We start from the raw sequence: 18,067 nt of genomic DNA, 5'->3' as shown, positions 1-18,067 counted from the left end.
GGGGAGGTGGCGCGAGGAGGCGGTGGTCACGCGAAGTCGGCGACGTTCTTCAACGTCACGACCTTGACCGGCACCTTCACCATCTCCTTGACCTTCTTGCCCTGTGCCGCCCTGACCGCGTTCTCCACCGCGATCCTGCCGAGCTCCTTCGGCTGCTGCGCCACCGACGCGTACAGCGTGCCCGCCTCGACCGCCTTGAGGCCGTCCGGGGTCCCGTCGAAGCCGACCACGGGGACGGACTCGCCGGCCTTGTCGCCGAGCGCCTTGACCGCGCCGAGCGCCATCTCGTCGTTCTCGGCGAAGACGCCGTTCACGCCCTTGTGGGACTGGAGGAGGTTCGTCATGACGTCCAAACCCTTGGTGCGGTCGAAGTCCGCGGGCTGCTCGGCGACCACATCGATGCCGGGGTACGCCTTGATGCCCTCGGCGAAGCCCTGCCCGCGCTCGCGGCTCGCGGAGGTGCCGGGCGTGCCCTGCAGGACGACGACCTTGCCCTTGCCGCCCAGCTTCTCCGCGAGGGTCTTCGCCGCCAGCTTTCCGCCCGCGACGTTGTCGGAGGCGACGAGCGTGGCGGTCTCCGCCTTGTTCACGCCGCGGTCGGCGGCGATCACCGGGATGTCCGACTTGTTGGCGCCCCGCACGGCCGGGCCCGCCGCGTCGGAGTCCACGGGGTTGACGATGATCGACTTCACGCCCTCGCCGGTGAAGTTCTGCAGCTGGTTGGACTGCTGGGACGCGTCGTTCTGGGCGTCGGTCACCGTCAGGTCGACGCCCGCCTTCTCGGCCTCGGCCTGCGCGCCCTCCTTCATCTGGACGAAGAAGGGGTTGTTGAGGGTCGACAGCGACATGCCGACCTTCGTGGTCGTGCCCGACGAGCCCTGGTTGAAGAAGGAGACCGCGCCGACCACGGCCGCCACGACCACGGCGGCGACCGCGTACTTCGCCGCCTGCGGACCCTTGCCGCGCACACCCCCGGACGCGCCGGAGGAGGCCCCCGGAGCCGCCCCGGCCCGCCGCCGCAGCGTGTCCAGGAGGACCGCGAGGGCGATGACGACGCCGATCACGACCTGCTGCCAGAACGCCGACACGGACAGGAGGTTGAGGCCGTTGCGCAGCACCGCCAGGATCAGCGCGCCGACGAGCGTCCCGGACGCCTTGCCGACACCGCCCGCCAGGCTCGCGCCGCCGATCACGACCGCGGCGATGGCGTCGAGCTCGTACCCCTGCGCGGCCTGCGGCTGCGCGGAGACCAGACGCGAGGCGAGGACGATGCCCGCGACGGCCGCGAACAGACCGGAGAGCGCGTAGATGACGAGCTTCTGCCGCTTGACGCGGAGCCCGGAGAGGCGGGCCGCCTCTTCGTTGCCGCCGATCGCGTACATGGAGCGGCCGATGAACGTGCGCCCGAGGACGACCGCCGTCACCAGGCCCATCGCGACCATCACGATCACCGGGACCGGCAGCCAGCCGCCGACGGTGTCACCCAGGTGCGAGACGGAGTCGGGGAACGCGATCGGGCTGCCCTGCGAGATCACCAGCGAGAGACCGCGGGCCACCGACAGCATCGCGAGCGTCGCGATGAACGGGGGCAGTTTCCCGTACGAGACGAGCAGGCCGTTCACGAACCCGCACGCCATGCCGGTCGCGACGGCCAGCACGACCGCGAGCCAGACCGGCAGCCCCTCCGAAGTCGCCGTCCAGGCAAGGACGGTGGCCGAGAGGGCGGCCACCGAGCCGACCGACAGGTCGATGCCCGCCGAGACGATCACGAACGTGACGCCGAACGCGAGGATCGCGGTCACGGCAGCCTGCACGCCGACGTTGAGCAGGTTCTGCGTGGTGAGGAAGTCGCCGGAGAGCAGCGACATCGCCACGACCAGGACTATCAGCGCGCTGAGCGCGCCGTTGTCGAGCAGGACGCGGCGGAGTGTCGATGCGCCGCCCGCGTCGCGCTTCAGGGTTTCAGTGGCCACGGGAGCCCTCCGCTTCTTCTTCGTTCCGTACTGCAGCGGTGGTGACGGCGAGCGCCATCACCGCGTCTTGGGTGGCCTCTTCGGCGGCGAGCTCACCGGCGATCCGGCCCTGGGCCATCACCAGGACGCGGTCGCTCATGCCGAGCACCTCGGGCAGATCACTGGAGATCATCAGGACCGCGTGCCCGGCGGCCGTCAGTTCGTTGATCAGCTGGTAGATCTCGACCTTCGCGCCCACGTCGATGCCGCGCGTCGGCTCGTCGAGGATGAGCACCCTGATGTCGGCGAGCAGCCACTTCCCGATGACGACCTTCTGCTGGTTGCCGCCGGACAGGGTGCGCACGTGCTGGCCGAGCCCGGCCATCCGCACGCCGAGCTGCTCGGCGATCCGCGCGGCCGCCTCCCGCTGGCCCTTGAGGTCCACGAGCCCGGCGCGCGTGGCCGAACGCAGCGTCACCAGGCCGAGGTTCTCCTGCACGGAGGCGTCGAGGACCAGGCCCTGACCCTTGCGGTCCTCGGGGACCAGGCCGATGCCCGCGCCCATCGCCGCGTTCACGTCGTGCCGGGGCAGCCGCTGCCCGCGCACGTCCACGGATCCCGCGTCGTAGGGGTCGGCGCCGAAGACGGCGCGCGCCACCTCGGTGCGGCCCGCGCCGACCAGACCCGCGAGCCCGACGACCTCTCCCGCCCGCACCTCGAAGCTGACGTCGTGGAAGACGCCGTCGCGGGTGAGGCCGTCCACGCGCAGCAACGGAGCGCCCGTGTCGGGGCGTTGACGCGGATACTGCTGCTCGATGCTGCGGCCCACCATGAGGCGTACGAGCTCGTCCTCGTCGGTGGACGCGGGCACCTGGTCGACGCTGCGGCCGTCGCGCAGGACGGTGACGCGGTCGCCGAGCGCGGCGATCTCCTCCAGGTGGTGGGTGATGAAGACGATGCCGACGCCGTCCTCGCGCAGCCTGCGCACGATCCCGAAGAGCTTGTCGACCTCCTCGGAGGTGAGCACGGCGGTCGGCTCGTCCATGATCAGTACGCGGGCCCGAAGGCTCAGCGCCTTGGCGATCTCGACCATCTGGAGGCGGGCGATGCCCAGTTCGCGCACCTTGGCGCGCGGCGACACCCGGACGCCGACCCGCTGGAGCAGCTCCTCGGCGTCGGCCTCCATCTTCCTGCGGTCGATCATTCCGAAGCGGCGCGGCTGGCGCCCCAGGAAGATGTTCTCGGCGACGGTCAGGTCGGGGACGAGGTTGAACTCCTGGTAAATGGTGGCGATGCCGAGCCGTTCGGCGTCCTGCGCGCCGTGGACGCGCACCTCGTCGCCGTCCACGAGGATGCGCCCGCTGTCGGGGCGATAGGCCCCGGAGAGCATCTTGATGAGGGTGCTCTTGCCCGCGCCGTTCTCGCCGAGCAGGACGTGCACCTCCCCGCGCCGCAGGTCGAAGTCGACGGAGTCCAGCGCGACGACGCCGGGGAACGTCTTGCGTATACCTTCGACGCGCAGCAACTCGGCCTGGTCGCTCACGGGTTGCTCCTTCGTACGGAGGTGTCCTCGCCGGGGCCCTCACCGCAGGAACGGCGGACGACGAGGCGGGCGGGCAGGGTCACGGACCGGGGGCTCCTGCCCTCGATCCGGTCGATCAGCGCGTGCACGGCGGCCCTGCCGAGGTCGCCGGTCGGCTGGGCGACCGCGGTGACCGGCGGGTCGGTGTGCACGAACCAGGGGATGTCGTCGAAGGCGGCGAGCCCGATGTCGTGCGGCACACGCAGGCCGTGCGCGCGGATCGCGTCGAGGGCGCCGAGGGCCATCAAGTTGTCGGCGGCGAAGACGACGTCGGGCGGCTCGGGCAGGGCGAGGAAGCGCTCGGTGGCACGGCGGCCGCTGTCGGCCTGGAAGTCGCCCTGGCCGATGTACTCCTCGGGCAGGGCGGTGCCGTGCTCGCGCAGCGCGTCGCGGAAGGCGTCGACGCGCTCGCTGCCGGTGGTGGTCGCGGCGGGGCCCGCGATGATGGCGAGCCTGCGGTGGCCGATGCGGTGCAGATGCGCGACGAGGTCCCGCACGGCCGCGCGCCCGTCGGAGCGGACGACGGGGACGTCCACGCCAGGGATCCACCGGTCCACGAAGACCATCGGGGTGCCGGCACGGGCGGCGTCGAGCATCAGCGGGGAGCCGCCGTCGGTGGGGGACACGAGCAGCCCGTCGATGCGGCGGTCCAGGAGCGTGCGCACGTGGTGGTCCTGCAGCTCGGGCCGCTCGTCGGCGTTGCCGATGATCACGCTGTAGCCGAGCGCGCGGGCCGCCTCCTCGACGGAGCGGGCCAGCTCCGTGAAGTACGGATTGAGTACGTCGCTGATGACCAGGCCGAGGGTCCGGGTCTGGTCGGTGCGCAGGGAGCGGGCGACGGCGTTGGGCCGGTAACCGAGCGCCTCCACGGCGGCGAGCACGCGGGCGCGGGACGCGGGGCTGACGGAGGGGTGGCTGTTGAGCACGCGCGACACGGTGGCAACGGACACGCCGGCCTCGGCCGCGACGTCCTTGATGCCCACGTTGCCGCTCGCGCCCGCACTCGCCGACCTGGGGGTCATCGCCGGTCCACCTCCTTGTGGAATCGATTACACGAAGGATTGGAAACGATTACACGGGGGTGTGGCAAGAGGCAGATGGGACGGGAGGGGGGAGCGAGACCTGATTGTGATGGAGGGGGCTCACATGAGCGCGCGAGGTGTGTGCGGTGGAGCGGGGCGCTGCCGCGCAGGTCCGCGGCGCGAGGAGGGCGGTGCGAGGCGGGTGGTGCGAGGAGGGCAGTGTGAGGCGGGGGCGGTGCGAGGAGGGGGCGGTGCGAGGCGGGTGGTGCGAGGCGAGGAGGGGGCGGTGCGAGGAGGGTGCCGCGAGGCGGGCGGTGCGAGGCGGTGCGAGGAGGGGGCGGTGCGAGGAGGGCGGCGCGAGGCGCGGGCGCGTGCGCCTGCCGCACGCTCCGTGCGCCGTGCTCCCCGGCCTCGGGATTCCACTCCTGGGGATGACCTTGCCGGGCTAGTGTTCTGTCACCTCATGAGGGCGTCGTTAACTCCTACAACTTCCGTACGATGGAGAACACTTGAAGAAGGACAGCAGCGCGGCCGGGCGTGAGCGCCGCGCGATCGATGGCAGCCAGGACCGCATCTTCATGTGGCTGGTGCGACGGTGGTTCTGACCGCCTGAGCCGGGGCCTCAGGACCCGGCCGCGGTCGCGGCCGGGCCGGTGAGCCGCTCCCGGAGGCCCTGTGCCCGCTCGGCCAGGCCGAGCTGTTCGTAGATCGTCAGCGCGTCCGTCGCCAACTTTCCGGCGGCGGACGCGCCTTGTGTGTGCAGGGTCGTGCGCGCGAGGCCCTCCAGCGCCTCCGCCGACCCCAGAGGGATATCCGCCTCCCTGGCCAGGCGCAGCGCCTCGTGATGGGCGTCGAGTGCCGCCTCGTACCGGGCGAGGAGCCGGTTCGCCGTGCCGATGCCGATCAGCGCGCTCTGCCGGTCCGAAGGGCTGCCGACGCTGCCCGCCGCCCGCTCGGCCAGCGTGAAGTGCCACAGGGCCTCCTGCGCGCGCCGGCCCTCCAGGTACGCCGTGCCGAGATTGATCAGTGTGTCCGACTCGCCCCGCGCGTCCCCCGCGCCCCGGTAGCTGCTGAGCGCCCGGTGGAAGTAGCCGAGCGCCTCCGGGAGTTGACCGGCGGCCTGGCAGAGCGTGCCGAGGTTGTTGAGCAGGTTCGCCCGTTCCTGGCGGCCGCCGACGTGGTGGGCGAGCTCAAGGGACTGCTCGTAATGGGCGCGGGCCTCCGCGAGCCTGCCGTCGAGCCGATGGGCCTCGCCGAGGTTGTTCAGGGCGCGCAGCTGGCCGTACATGTCCCGCGTCGCGCGATGCAGGCGCAGCGCGGCGCGGAACCGCTCCATGGCCTCCCGGCGGCGGCCCGCGCTGTGCAGTGCGACGCCCTGTACGTTGAGCGACTCGGCCTCGCCGTGCGCGTCGCCGACGTCCCGGTAGAGCCCGAGCGCCTCGTCCAGGAGGCGCAGGGAGGTGGCGCCGTGCCCCGCGGCGAAGTGGGCGCGGGCCGCCTGGAGGAGGGCGTCGGCGCGGCCGTGCCGGTCGGCCCGCTCGGCGAAGAGGGAGAGTGCCTCGGTGGCGCAGCGCAGCGCTTCGGGATGGCTCCGCTGGGCGAGGGCGTCGGCGCGCTCCACCAGGGTCCTGGCGAGCGCCGCCCGGTCGTCGCGCCCGCGCAGGACGGCCACCGCGGCGGCGTACAGCTCGGCGGCCGCCTCCCAAGCCCCCCACAGTTTCAGGGACTTGGCGAGTACGTGGGGGAAGTAGGCGGCGTGGTCGGGGGAGGTCTCGACGGCGGCGCGGGCGGCCGCGAGGAGGTTGGCGCGCTCCACGGCGAGCCAGACCGAGGCCTCGTCGGCGTCCGCGAACTCGGGTGCGTACGGCGATGTGGTCCCGGCGGTGAGCGGCAGGGCGCGGCGGTAGGGGTCGGTGTGCGGGGCGGCGCGGTGCGCGGCGGTCAGGTAGTGGCCGAGCAGCCGGTGCAGGGCCTCGCGGCGGGCGCGCTCGGGCTCCTCCCTGGCGCACATGCGCAGGGCGAAGGCGCGGGTCAGGTCGTGGAGCCGGTAGCGGTCGCTGACGGGCTCCTCCAGGAGATGGCAGTCGAGGAGTTCGGCGACGGCGCGGCGCAGCCCGGCTCCGGCGCGGGCCCGGTCGGCCGGCCCGGCGGCTTCCGCGGGCTCCTCGGCGAGGGCCGCCGCGCCGTGCAGCGTGCAGTCCGGGCCGGGGTGCAGGGACAGGAGGCGGAGCAACCGCCGGGCGGCGGGGGTGAGTTCGGTGTACGAGAGCCAGAACGCGGAGGTGACCGTGTCGTCCAGCTCCGCCAGTTCCGACACGCCGAGCAGCGGGTCGGCCGCCTCGGTGAGGCGGTCGAGGAGGTGGTCGGGGCTCCAGGAGTCGCGGTGTCTGAAGCCGCTCGCGATGAGCTGGACGGCCAGCGGGTGACGGCCCCCGGCGTCCACGATCCGCCGCACGGTCGCGGCGTCGCCCGCGCCGGAGAGCCGGGCGGTTCCCGCGATCCGGCTGAAGAGCGCGGCGGCCTCGGAGGCGGGCAGGACGTCGAGGAACAGCGGCGTCACGCCGTCCAGGCCGGTGAGGCGGTTGCGGCTGGTCACGATCGCGCGGCAGCCCGCGGCGCCGGGCAGTAGCGGGGCGACCTGGGCGGCGTCCCGCGCGTTGTCCAGGACGACGAGGACGCGGTGGCGCGCGGTCCACTCCCGCCAGCGTGCCGCGCGTTCGTCGAGCGAGTCGGGCAGGGCGTCGCGCGTCCCCGCCGCGTGCAGCAGGACTGCGAGCGCCTCGGCGGGGTCGTACGGCGGACGGCCGCTGTAGGCGCGCAGGTCCACGAAGAACTGCCCGTCGGGGTACGCCGCGCGCAGCCGGTGCGCGGCGTGCACGGCCAGCGCGGTCTTGCCGACGCCGGGCATGCCGCTGATGACGGTGAGGGGCAGGGCGTGCGCCGTGTGCCGGGGTTCGGGGTGTGCGGGGTCCGGCTCGCCGTCCGGGTGGGCGCTCGGCCGCAACCCGCCGAGCAGGATGCGCAGTTCGGCGGTCCTGCCCGTGAAGTCCCCCGAGTCGCGGGGCAGGTTGTCGCGCGGCAGAGCGGCGTCCTGTCCCGGCCGTCCTTGCGGGGGAGCGCTTCGGTGGTCGGCGAGGGGGCGGGGCGGGGGCAGGAGGGCGTGGTCCTGGTTCAGGATGCGTACGTGCAACTCCTGGAGGGTGGCGCCCGGTTCGATGCCCAGGCTCTCGTGGAGCCGCTCCCGCGTCGTGCGGTAGAGGGCGAGCGCCTCGTCGTGCCGGCCCGACCGGTACAGGGCCAGCATGAGCGAGGCGACGATCTGCTGGGCCAGCGGGTTCTGCGCGGCGAGTTCGTGCAGCTCGCCCAGGAGGTCGGCGTGGCGGCCCAACTCCAGTTCAAGCCGGATGCGTTCCTCGCGCACCCGCCGGTGGTCCTCGATGAGCCGAGCGCGCGCCGACGCCGCCCAGCTGCTGGTGAACTCCGCGAGCGGTTCCCCGCGCCACAGCGCCTCCGCGGTGTGCAGCAGGCCGATCGCCAGGTCCTGCTTGCCGCCCTCCGCCGCGGCCGCCGCCTCGGTGCGCAGCCGCCGGAAGCGCAGCAGGTCCACGTCCCCGGGGTCGGCGACCCTGAGTTGGTAGAGGCGCGGCGACGGGCGCTCCACGCGGGCGAGTTCGCCCACGGAGCGGCGTAATCGGCCCCGGACGCGCGAGAGGTACGCGTGGAGGGTGGACTGCGCGGTGGGCGGCGGGTCCGTGTCCCAGACCCGGTCGATCAGGGTGTCCACGGTGACCGGTTCGCCGCGGGCGTGGATCAGGACGGCCAGCACGCAGCGTTCCTTCACCGAACCGAGCGGACACTGACGGTCCCGCTGCCACAGTTCGAGAGGTCCCAGAGCAAGAAGGTCCACCATCACCCCCGGTGGGTGCGCGACTTCCGGTCGTCCGGGTGCCGCCGCGCGGGCAGCTCCCCGCACATCTGTGCGGAACTCTGCTCACTGTTGCCGCAGTTGCAGGGGGAGCAGACAGAGGCGCACGGAAGCGTGACGGGCGCACGCGCTCCGGGGGACGGAGAGCCTCCGTATCGGCCGTCCCCGAGGACGGGGAGCCTCCGTATCGGCCCCTCCCGGAGGACGGTGAGCCTCCGTATCGGCCGTCCCGGCGCGCCGGAGGGCCGCCGCACATGGAGTGCAGGATTCCTGCAACCCCGCCGTCCAAGCCACCGGGCACGTCCGACGAGGACGCCGCGAATCCCCGCGGCGGACGAGACGACCGGAGGATCGAGTCGAATGGGACCGAACCGATGAGCGCGCCCCCGCAGGAAGCCCACTGGCGCCCCGTGCCGGTGCGCCTGGACGTCGAGCGCTGGGCCACGCGCCCGATCCGCAGGCGGGTTCTCGCCGTGGTGCACACCGTCACGGCGGGACGGCGGCTGCTCGACGCCGTCCGGCTCCTTGAGGGCGACGCGCGGGTGCAGGTGGTCTTCACCGCGGCGCCCGACGTGTTCAGCAACGGCGTGGCCGACTTCCTCGCGGAGCTCGGCGCGCTGGTGCTGCCGTGGAGCCAGGCCGTGCAGACCCGCTTCGACCTCGCGCTCGCCGCGGGCCACGGCGGGCTGCACGAGCTCCACGCGCCGGTGGTCGTGCTGCCGCACGGCGCGGGGCACAACAAGATCGTGTCCGCCGGGCGGCGCGGCCGCGCCGTGGCGGGGCGCGAGGTGTACGGGCTCGGCAGGCAGCGGCTGATCAGGGACGGCGCCGTGGTGCCCGAGGCGATCGTGCTCGCCCACGAGGAGGAGCTGGTGCGCCTCGGCCGCGAGTGCCCCGAGGCGCTGCCCGTCGCCGAGGTCGTCGGCGACCCGTGCTTCGACCGGGTCGCCGCGAGCCTGCCCTCGCGGGCGCTGTACCGCGAGGCCCTGCGCGTCAGGGCGCACCAGCGCCTCGTCCTCCTCTGCTCGACCTGGGGGCCCGACTCGCTGCTCGGCCAGGGCTGGGAGCTGCTCGAACGCCTCGTGGCCGAGCTGCCGCGGGACGACTACCGCGTCGTCGTCCAGCTGCACCCGCACGTGTGGAACGCCCACGGGGCCTGGCAGATCCGCAGCTGGCTCGCCGGGCTCGGCCGCTGCGGGCTCGCCGTCGTCAGCCCCTACGCCGACTGGATCGGGCCGCTGGTCGCCGCGGACTACGTCGTGGGCGACCACGGGTCCGTCTCGCTGTACGGGGCGATGACCGGTGCGCCCGTCCTGCTCGGCAACCTCCCCGAGACGGAGGTGGATCCGGGCTCGCCGCTGGCCGAGCTGAGTTCCTTCGCGCTCCGGCTGCGCGCGGACCGGCCGCTGCGTCGACAGCTGGGCCGCAGTTCGGCGACGTACTGCGCCGAGCGGTACGAGAGGGTCGCCGCCCGCATCACATCGGAGCCGGGGCGGTTCGCGCCGCGGATGCGGGCGCTGATCTACCGCAAGCTGCGCCTGCGCGCCCCGGCCGCCCGCCCGACGACGGAGCCGGCGCGGCTGCCGCGGACGGTGCGGTACGAGGAACCGGGGAGTGTGGTCTCGTGACCGCCGCGCACCTGAGGGTGAGGCTGCCCGCCCCCGCGCCCTGGCCCTCGCTCGCCGACGTCCTCCTCGCGGAGGTTGCGGAGGTCGCGGGGGTCGCGGAGGTTGCTGAGGCCGCCGAGGGCGCGGAGGCCGCGGCGGCCACAGAGGGCGAAGGCCCGGCGTACGCAAGCGAGTTGGCGGACCGCCACCCCGGCGCCCTCGTGGTGGCGGTGTACAGCGGCGACCGGTGCTGGACGCGGTGCGGGGTCGGCGGGGGCCGGGTCGTGACGTGGCGGGCGAAGGCGCGTCCGGGCACTGGGGCGGGACCGGCGTGGGAGCTCTTGGCCGGGTGCGCGGGCCGGGCTTCGGGCGAGTGCCAGGGCCGGGGCGCGGGCGTGCGTCAGGACCGGGGCGCGGGCGCCTGCTTGTCCGGGGCTTCGGTCGAGTGGTGTGGCGCGGTGGCGGGGGAGTGTCCGCGCGGGCTCGCGGAGGTGTGGGCCGGGCTGGCCTCCGGGCTCTATGTCGGTCTCGTCGCCAGCCACGCGCGCACGGCCCGCGCCTCCGGGGCGTCCGGGCGGCCCGCCGCCGCGTAGAGGTCCAGGGCTTCGCGGAAGTACTCGCGGGCCCGGGGCAGTTGCCCGCGGCGCTCGGCGAGGCGGCCGAGGCTCTCCAGGGCGCGGGCGGTCTCGTAGTCGGCGGCCATGGCGCGCAGTTGGGTCAGCGCCTCGGTCAGCCGCTCCTCGGCGTCGGTCGCCCGGCCGCAGCCGAGGTGAGCGCGGCCCAGCAGGGTTGCGGCCCGCGCGGCGTTGTACGCGTCGCCCGACTCGCGCAGGATCGCGTACGCCGCCTCCGCGTGCCCCGTGGCCTCCACCGGCAGGTCACGGGAGAGGGCGACGTCGGCGAGGTTGAGCCGCGCGAGGCCGCCCGCGCGGACGTCGCCGCAGCGGGGGAGTTCGACGGCGGCGCGGGTGAAATGGTCGGCGGCCCGGTCGAGCCGGCCGAGCCGCTGGTGGGCCAGGCCGCGGTAGTTGAGCGTGCGGGCGTGGCCGAGCGTGTTGCCCGCCCGCTCGAAGAGCGCCGCCGCGTGCTCGAACATCTCCAGGGCGCGCTCGTGGCGGCCCGTGCCGAGCTCGCCCACGCCGCCGGAGGTGAGCATGCGGCACTCGGCCGCCTCGTCCCCCAACTCCCGTGCCGCGAGCAGCCCTTCCTGGTGGGCGGCGTGCCACTCCGCGTAGAACTTGCGCCGCAGGAACAGCGGCCACATGGCGTCGGCGAGCTGCCAGGCCACCGTAGGGAACCCGGCGCCGCGCGCGGTCCGCAGCACCGCCATGAGGTTGGGCAGCTCGCGCTCCAGCCAGTCGAGCGCGCTGTCCGTGTCCGTGCCGACCGTGTCCGTGCCGAAGTCCGCCACCGTCGGGTGTGCGAAGTCACGCGGCATGGTGCGGTGCTGGGGATCGATGATCTCCTCGGCGCGGGTCGCGGTGGCGAGGTAGTGGTCGGCGAGGCGGCGCAGGGCCAGGGCCCGCTCCTCCTCGCTCTCGTCCTCGCGGGCCTTCTCCGTGGCGTGCAGGCGCACCAGGTCGTGGAAGCGGTAGCGGTCCTCGCCGGTGTCGACGAGGAGGTTCGCGGTGTGGAGCGCGTCCAGGGCCTCCTCGGCGTCCTCGCCGAGCGCGGCGGACGCCGCGGGCGAGGCGAAGTCGGGGCCCGGGTGCAGGCCGAGGAGCCGGTAGAGGCGGGCCGCCGACGGCTGAAGCGCCTGGTAGGAGAGGTCGAGCGCCGCGCGCACATTGTGGTCGCCTTCGATGGCCAACGCCTCCAGACGGTCGTGTTCCCCTGCCAGCGCGCGCACCATCGACGTGATGCGGCGGCGCGGGCGGGCCGCGAGCCGGGCCCCCGCGACCCGGACCGCGAGCGGCAGGCCCGCGCACAACTCGACCAGTTCGTACGCCTCTTCGCGCTGCGTGGCCACCCGGTCGTCGGCGAGCGTGGCCTCCAGGAGTTCGACGGCGGCCGCGGGGTCGAGCGGCTCCAGGTGCAGCGAGTGGCAGCCGTCGACGGTCAGGCCCGGCAGCCGCCAGCGGCTGGTCACCACCGTCACGCTGCTGCCGCCCGGCAGCAGCGGTCTGACCTGGGCGGCCGAAGCGGCGTCGTCGAGCAGTACGACGAGCTGCCGCTCCGCGGTCAACGAGCGGTAGAGCGCGGCCCGTTCGGCGAGCGTCGAGGGAACCTGCGGCGTCGGCACGCCCAGCGACCGCAGGAAGAGCCCGATCACGTCGGCCGGGTCGGCGGGCCCGCGCTGCGACTGGGCGCCGAGGTCCGCGTAGAGCTGGCCGCCGGGGCAGTGGAGGCGCAGACCGTGCAGCCAGGCCAGGGCGACCGCCGTCTTGCCGACGCCGCCGAGACCGCTGACCGCGGCGAGCATCGAGTGCCCGGCACGCTCCGCGCGGGCCCGCAGCCCTTCCAGAGTCCCCAACTCCACCGTGCGGTCGGTGATCGGCGCCGAGGGGGGAAGCTGCCACGGGGTACGGTCCTCGCGGGCGGTGTGCCGGATGTGGATGCCCCCGTGCACGGTCTGCGCCTGCACGGCGGCGCCGTGCACGGTGCCGCTGAGGTCGTTGTAACTGCTTCCAGGGCTTCGGGAGCTTCCAGCGTTTCCAGCGCTTTTGGGGCTTCCGTGACTTCCGGGGCTGTCAGGGATGTTGTCGTTCGCGTCGGCGCGGGCGCTCGCGTCGATGTGTCCGCCCAGGTCCCAGTGACCGTTCACGTCCCCGTGTCCGCCGTGCTGTCGACCCGGCACGCGCCCCTCCTCCGCCTCCGGCCGTCTCGCGGCCGTCCGAGCGCCGGCTCCGCGCGCACGGCTCCCAGGGACATTCCTGCTCCGTACGTGTGGTCGATACCCGTCGCGCGAGGGTGACCTGCCTTACGGCAGGGACTTGCGCATCAGCGTGCACATCGTTTCGTAGCGGCGCACCGAACCGTCCGGCGCCTCCTCGTCCCAGGAATCGGGGCGCCTGTCGAAGGCCTCGTACCCGAGACGCTCGTACAGCGCCCGTGCCCGCGGATTGTCCTCCTCGACGGCGAGTTCGGCCCGTGCGAGGCCGCGGGACCTGACGCGCTCCTCCAGGGCCCCGATCAGGACCGTGCCCAGTCCGCACGACTGCAGGGCGGGCGCCACGCCGAGCTGCCACAGCGTGCCCGCGCCGGGGGAGGGGGCGTAGTCGACGCCGCCGATCGCCACCGGGGCGTCGGCCGGGGTGCACACTGCCAGGTAGTCCACTTCCCCGCACGCCGCGCGCGCCAGCTCCCGGCCCACGTGCACCATGTGCGTGGCGGAGCCGGCCCAGGAACAGGACGGCAGGTCGGCGGGTTTCAGATCGCGGACGTGGACCGGCACGCGGACGTGGACCGGTACGCGGATGTGCGTGCGGGAGTTGTCGGCGTGGCTCATGGGGTGATCCCACCACGTCGACGGAAATCGGAACCAGGGGATTTGGCGCGTACGTCCCTAACAAGTGCGGGTCCAGCAGCCCGACAGGGACGTACGCGGCAACGGGGATTGGGGAGGGCGCAAGGGCCATGCAGGGGGACGAGCTCCGCTACGCGTTGCTGGGGACGGTCAGGGTGCAGGACGCCGGCGGTGAGCCGATCCGCCTCGCGCCGCAGCAACGGGCGATCCTGGCGATGCTCCTGGGCCGGGGCGGCAGAGCCGTCACCGTCGGGGAGCTGGTCGACGGCGTCTGGGGCGATCCGGTGCCGGAGCGCGCCCTGTCGACCCTGCAGACCCAGATCGCACAGCTGCGCCGCAAACTGGAGCCGGGGCGTCCGCCGCGCGCCCCCGCCGAGGTCCTGCTCTCCGCGCCCGGCGGCTACCGTCTGCGGACCGCCGAGGGCGCCTGTGACCTGGACGTCTTCGACGAGCACGTCGCGGCGGCCGAGCGCGCGGCCCGCGAAGGCGATCCGCACGGTGCGCGCCGTCTGTTCGGCGCCGCGCTCGACCTGTGGCGGGGCGAGCCTCTCGCGGGGGTTCCCGGGCCGTACGCGGAGGCGCTGCGCGCCGCGCTCGCCGAACGGCGGCTCGCCGCTCTGGAGGCCCGCGTCCGCCTCGATCTGGACCTGGACCTGGGAGGGCAGGCCGAGAGCGTCGTCCCCGAACTGACCATGCTGGTCGCCGAGCACCCGCTGCGCGAGGCGCTGCGGGCCCAATTGATGCTGGCCCTCTACCGGAGCGAGCGCCAGGGCGAGGCGCTGGCCGCGTACGCCGACGCGCGGCGTGTGCTCGGCGAGGAACTCGGCGTGGAGCCGGGCCCGGAGCTGCGGGAACTGCACCGGCGCATCCTGCGGGCCGATCCGTCGCTCGACGGCGGTGGGGGCGGCGGGGCAGGCGGCCCGGCACACACGGGACCGGACCAGGCCCACGGTCCGGGCCCGGTGCGGTACCGCGTGCCCACGCCCGCCCAACTCCCCGCTCCTCCGGCCGACTTCACGGGGCGCACGGACGAGTCCGACCGTCTGCTCGCGGCCCTGGACTCCGGGTCGCCGCACATCGTCGTCTCCGCGATGGCCGGGCTCGGCGGGGTCGGCAAGACCGTGCTCGCCCTGCACGCGGGGCACCGGGTCCGCGACCGCTACCCGGACGGGCAGCTGTACGTCGACCTGGGCGGCGCATCGGCCGTGCCCGTGGAGCCCGCAGAGGTGCTCGCCCGGTTCCTGCGCGCCCTCGGCGTCGGCTCCGTACCGGAGGGCGTGGACGAACGGGCCGCGCTCTACCGCTCCGTGCTCGCCGGGCGCCGCGTCCTCGTCCTCCTCGACAACGCCGCGAGCGAGCGGCAGGTCGAGCCGCTGCTGCCGGGTACGCCGGGCTGCGCGGCCCTGGTGACCAGCAGGGCCCGGCTGCCCATCCCGTCGGCCCGCGCCTTCGAACTGGACGTCTTCAGCGAGGCCGAGGCGCTCGCGCTCCTCACCGGGATGGTGGGCGCGGACCGGGTCGCCGCGGAGCCGGAGGCCGCCGCCGCACTGGTCGCCGCCTGCGCCCGACTGCCGCTGGCGGTGCGCATCGTGGGGGCCCGGCTCGGGCGGCGCTCCTCCTGGTCGATCGCGGGCCTGGTGAACCGCCTCGCCGACGCGCGGGGCAGGCTGGCCGAGCTCAGGGTCGGCGACATGGCGGTCGAGGCGACGTTCCGTCTCAGCTACGACCAGCTGTCGCCCTCCCTCGCCCGCGCCTTCCGCCTGACGTCACTGATCGAGGGCCCGCTGTTCACCCTGCCGATGGCGGCGGCCGTACTCGACCGAACCGAACGGGAGACGGAGGACCTCCTGGAGGAACTGGTCGAGGCCAGCCTCCTGGACTCCCCCACGGAGCACAGCTACCGCTACCACGACCTGCTGCGGTTGTTCGCGCGGGCGAGGGCGGAGGAGAGGGGCACGACCACCGAAGCGCCGCGCGCCGACGCCGCCCTGCCCGTCACCGAAGCCGACGTCGCCCTGCCCGTCACCGAAGCCGACGCCGCCATCGGGCGGCTCGTGGACTACTGCCTCGCCGTGGTCCGCAGTGCCCATCGGCTCGCGCGGCCCGGGTCCGTGACGCCCGATGATCTCGCGCCCACCCGTGCCGTCGGGGTCGCCTTCGTCGATGCCAAGGACGGGCAGGAGTGGGTGCGGCGGGAGTTCGACACCGTCGTCGCCGTGCTGCGGGAAGCCGTCGGGCGGCCGGGGGTGGGGATCGTGCCCGCCGTCGATCTGCTGCTCGCCCTCGATCCGTTCGGGGAGGCGGACTTCCTCTGGCCCCAGTTGAACGCCCCCGCAGCCGCCCTCGCCGACGAGGCCGCCCTGCGCGGTGAGGCGTCCGCCGAGATCCGCGCCCGGTACATGCTGGGCGGCGGCCTCTGGCAGATCGGCCACGAGGAGCAGGGGCGCACCGAGGTGAGCCGCGCCCTTGAGCTGTGCCGGGCCACCGGCGACGAGACGATGTACGGCCAAACCCTCAATGTCGCGGGCCTGTTGGTCAAGGGCAGCGACCCCGAGGCCATGCTCGCCCTGCTCCGGGAGGCCATCGCCGTGCATGCCCGGCGCGGCAACCTCTGGGGCGAGCTGGAGGCGGTGCAGAACACCTGCCACCCGCTGCGGGACCTCGGCCGCGCGCCTGAGGCCCTGGAAGCCCTCACCGAGGCACTGGCCCGCGCGAAGCCCCTCGGCTGGACCGTCATCCGCATCTACCTCCTCGGCAATCACGCCCGCCTGCTCGCCCGCCTCGGCAGGACGGCCGAAGCCGTGGCCAGCTACAGCGAGGCCCTGATCGGCTGCCGCGAGATCGGTTCGGGGTATCTGGAGCTGCTGGTGGAGCACGGGCTCGGCGAGGCCGAGCGGGTGCTCGGCAGGTACGGTCGCGCCGCTGCCCACCTGGAGCACACCCTGGCCGGCGCCCGGCGGCTCGGCAACGAACGGCTGCAGGCCTCCGTGCTCCTCGACCTCGGCACCACCCTGGCCGAGTCCGGCCATGCAGAGCGTGCGGAGGCCTGCCTGCGGGCCTCGCACGACCTGCACGTCCGGATCGGTCTGCCCCTGCCCGAGCCCCTGACCGCGTACGCCAAGGGTTCCTGACGGACGGTCAGGCGTCCACGGAACCGAACGGCACCGTCAGCCACGGGCTGTCCGGGTCCGTGGTCAGCGCGCGATGGGCGTGCAGCACGTCCGTGTACCAGGACCCGAACTCCTCCTGGTCGAAGTGGAGACAGCGCCCGAGGACGTACCCCGCGGAGAACTCCTCCCAGGAGGAGTACGAGGACCGCGCGGCACCACAGGCGCGCTCCAGGGCCCCGATCATCTCCGCCTCGTTCGCGTAGCGGGCACCCCTGCCCCACCGGGCCATCTTGGAGGCGCGGCCGATGTCCCACGCCGCGACGGTGCGCACGAACCCGTCGGGCGGCAGCAGTTCGTCCGCGCGGAACCGCGCCTCGTAACGAAGGACCTTGCCGACCAGGCCCCGCAGCGCCGCCACGAAGTCGTCCAACTCCGGGTCCTCGCCGGGCCGGTGCGGGGCGTCCGGCCCCTCCGTCTCCAGGACGCGGCCCCGCAGCGTCGCCTCGACGCACTCGCGCCACAGCTCGGCGTCGACACGCGGTCCGCCGCGCTCGACGAGCGCGTTGCGCGCGCCGAGGACGAAGTCCCAGTACCAGGGGCTGACTTCGCGCTGGATGAGGCGCACCTGGATCGAGAGCCAGTCCGCGCGGCCGCTCACTCCCCAGGACTCCTCCAGGCGGCCCACTTCGTTGCGGTGGCCCGCGCCGTGCCAGTCGACGGTGTTCCACGGGTCGCCGTTGGCGAAGCAGAGGTGCGCGCCGCAGGCGAGTCCGTGCAGGAGAGGGCCCGGCTCGGGCGCCCCGGTGCGACGCGTCTCGATGCGGTCGCTCGGGCCGTCGGCGCGGTGGTGCCGCTCGTGCAGGTCGGCCCAGACCTCCCGCTCCTCGTCGGTGGTCAGGTAGTACCGCTCGCACGGCGTCGCCGCGTTGATCACCAGGAAGTCCACGTCGTCCGGGCAGCCCCGGGCGAGCGCGCCGAGCGTCACGAACTCGTAGACGACGGCGGGGTGCGGGCGCGGCAGCAGCCCCGCCGTGTACACCTGCGCCGCCTTGCGGCCGTCCGGCAGGTCGACGGTGAGCAGCGGGCTCGCGTCCGCCTCGGGGTCCTTCTCGTGCAGGGTGACGGGCCGGTACAGGCCCTCGACGGCCACGGCCCGCAGATAGGTGTACGAGTCGTCGTCCTCGCAGAGCTCGGACAGATGCTCTTCGAGATCGGCGGGCGCCTGCCAGCGGCTGCCGTCCCGGGGAGCGGGGACGAAGGGGAAGACCTCGTCGTGGAACTCCTCCGCGAACACGTCCGCGAAGTCCCCTTCATCCGCGAAGTCGGCCTCGTCCGCGAAGTCCTCCTTGAACGCGTCCTCGTCCTCGGCTGCCGCGCTCATGGTCGTTCTCCGTGGTCGGTAC

General features: G+C 74.0%; 10 protein-coding genes. 3 read left to right on the top strand and 7 right to left on the bottom strand.

The annotated features are described in order from the left end of the window. Positions 1-26: 26 nt before the first annotated feature. The 4 genes from AB0B50_RS22255 to AB0B50_RS22240 all read right to left on the bottom strand — a co-directional run bounded on the left by AB0B50_RS22255 (position 27) and on the right by AB0B50_RS22240 (position 8,466). A complete protein-coding gene (locus AB0B50_RS22255; RefSeq protein ID WP_362334434.1) occupies positions 27-1,973 on the bottom strand; it encodes a substrate-binding domain-containing protein in 1,947 nt (648 codons plus the stop codon). Next, positions 1,963-3,495 (bottom strand): sugar ABC transporter ATP-binding protein, encoded by a 1,533-nt coding sequence (locus AB0B50_RS22250; protein ID WP_362334431.1) that lies wholly within the window; start codon positions 3,493-3,495, stop codon positions 1,963-1,965. The genes AB0B50_RS22255 and AB0B50_RS22250 overlap by 11 nt, the downstream gene beginning before the upstream one ends. Further along, positions 3,492-4,556, bottom strand: coding sequence for a LacI family DNA-binding transcriptional regulator (locus tag AB0B50_RS22245; protein WP_362334428.1), 1,065 nt, complete (start codon positions 4,554-4,556; stop codon positions 3,492-3,494). The genes AB0B50_RS22250 and AB0B50_RS22245 overlap by 4 nt, the downstream gene beginning before the upstream one ends. Before the next feature lie 622 nt (positions 4,557-5,178). Continuing rightward, entirely contained in the window at positions 5,179-8,466 is a 3,288-nt protein-coding gene (locus tag AB0B50_RS22240) for a BTAD domain-containing putative transcriptional regulator (RefSeq protein ID WP_362334425.1), read from the bottom strand. Between the two features lie 389 nt (positions 8,467-8,855). On the opposite strand from AB0B50_RS22240, the gene AB0B50_RS22235 reads away from it, so the two are divergent. Together AB0B50_RS22235 and AB0B50_RS22230 are read left to right on the top strand one after the other, a co-directional pair. After that, the gene (locus AB0B50_RS22235) at positions 8,856-10,109 is read left to right on the top strand and encodes a hypothetical protein (protein ID WP_362334422.1); all 1,254 of its coding nucleotides are present in this window, start codon (positions 8,856-8,858) and stop codon (positions 10,107-10,109) included. Continuing rightward, complete coding sequence (locus AB0B50_RS22230; RefSeq protein WP_362334418.1) at positions 10,106-10,681, top strand: hypothetical protein; 576 nt, start codon at positions 10,106-10,108, stop codon at positions 10,679-10,681. Before AB0B50_RS22235 ends, AB0B50_RS22230 begins: the two co-directional genes overlap by 4 nt. On the opposite strand, the gene AB0B50_RS22225 is transcribed toward AB0B50_RS22230, so the two are convergent. Continuing rightward, complete coding sequence (locus tag AB0B50_RS22225; protein WP_362334415.1) at positions 10,606-12,672, bottom strand: tetratricopeptide repeat protein; 2,067 nt, start codon at positions 12,670-12,672, stop codon at positions 10,606-10,608. The two genes, AB0B50_RS22230 and AB0B50_RS22225, sit on opposite strands and share 76 nt — an antisense overlap. A gap of 336 nt (positions 12,673-13,008) precedes the next feature. Next, complete coding sequence (locus tag AB0B50_RS22220; RefSeq protein ID WP_362334412.1) at positions 13,009-13,536, bottom strand: GNAT family N-acetyltransferase; 528 nt, start codon at positions 13,534-13,536, stop codon at positions 13,009-13,011. Positions 13,537-13,664: 128 nt separating this feature from the next. Between AB0B50_RS22220 and AB0B50_RS22215 the strand changes: the two genes are divergently transcribed. Next, on the top strand, positions 13,665-16,685 hold the full coding sequence (locus AB0B50_RS22215; protein WP_362334409.1) for a BTAD domain-containing putative transcriptional regulator: 3,021 nt from the start codon (positions 13,665-13,667) through the stop codon (positions 16,683-16,685). A gap of 7 nt (positions 16,686-16,692) precedes the next feature. On the opposite strand, the gene AB0B50_RS22210 is transcribed toward AB0B50_RS22215, so the two are convergent. Further along, on the bottom strand, positions 16,693-18,045 hold the full coding sequence (locus tag AB0B50_RS22210) for a DUF1266 domain-containing protein (RefSeq protein WP_362334406.1): 1,353 nt from the start codon (positions 18,043-18,045) through the stop codon (positions 16,693-16,695). Between the last annotated feature and the right edge of the window lie 22 nt (positions 18,046-18,067).

Origin of the sequence: Streptomyces sp. NPDC041068 (assembly GCF_040647455.1) — a bacterium.
In the GTDB taxonomy this organism is placed as follows: Bacteria; Actinomycetota; Actinomycetes; order Streptomycetales; family Streptomycetaceae; genus Streptomyces.
Note: the sequence above shows the minus strand (reverse complement) of the source record. Positions and strands in the feature narration are given on the sequence as shown.

Excerpts from the sequence above, each read along its gene's own strand:
- AB0B50_RS22245 (WP_362334428.1), bottom strand. The coding sequence starts at position 4,556 with ATGACCCCCAGGTCGGCGAGTGCGGGCGCGAGCGGCAACGTGGGCATC.
- AB0B50_RS22235 (WP_362334422.1), top strand. The coding sequence starts at position 8,856 with ATGAGCGCGCCCCCGCAGGAAGCCCACTGGCGCCCCGTGCCGGTGCGC.
- AB0B50_RS22220 (WP_362334412.1), bottom strand. The coding sequence starts at position 13,536 with ATGAGCCACGCCGACAACTCCCGCACGCACATCCGCGTACCGGTCCAC.
- AB0B50_RS22210 (WP_362334406.1), bottom strand. The coding sequence starts at position 18,045 with ATGAGCGCGGCAGCCGAGGACGAGGACGCGTTCAAGGAGGACTTCGCG.
- AB0B50_RS22215 (WP_362334409.1), top strand. The coding sequence starts at position 13,665 with ATGCAGGGGGACGAGCTCCGCTACGCGTTGCTGGGGACGGTCAGGGTG.
- AB0B50_RS22240 (WP_362334425.1), bottom strand. The coding sequence starts at position 8,466 with ATGGTGGACCTTCTTGCTCTGGGACCTCTCGAACTGTGGCAGCGGGAC.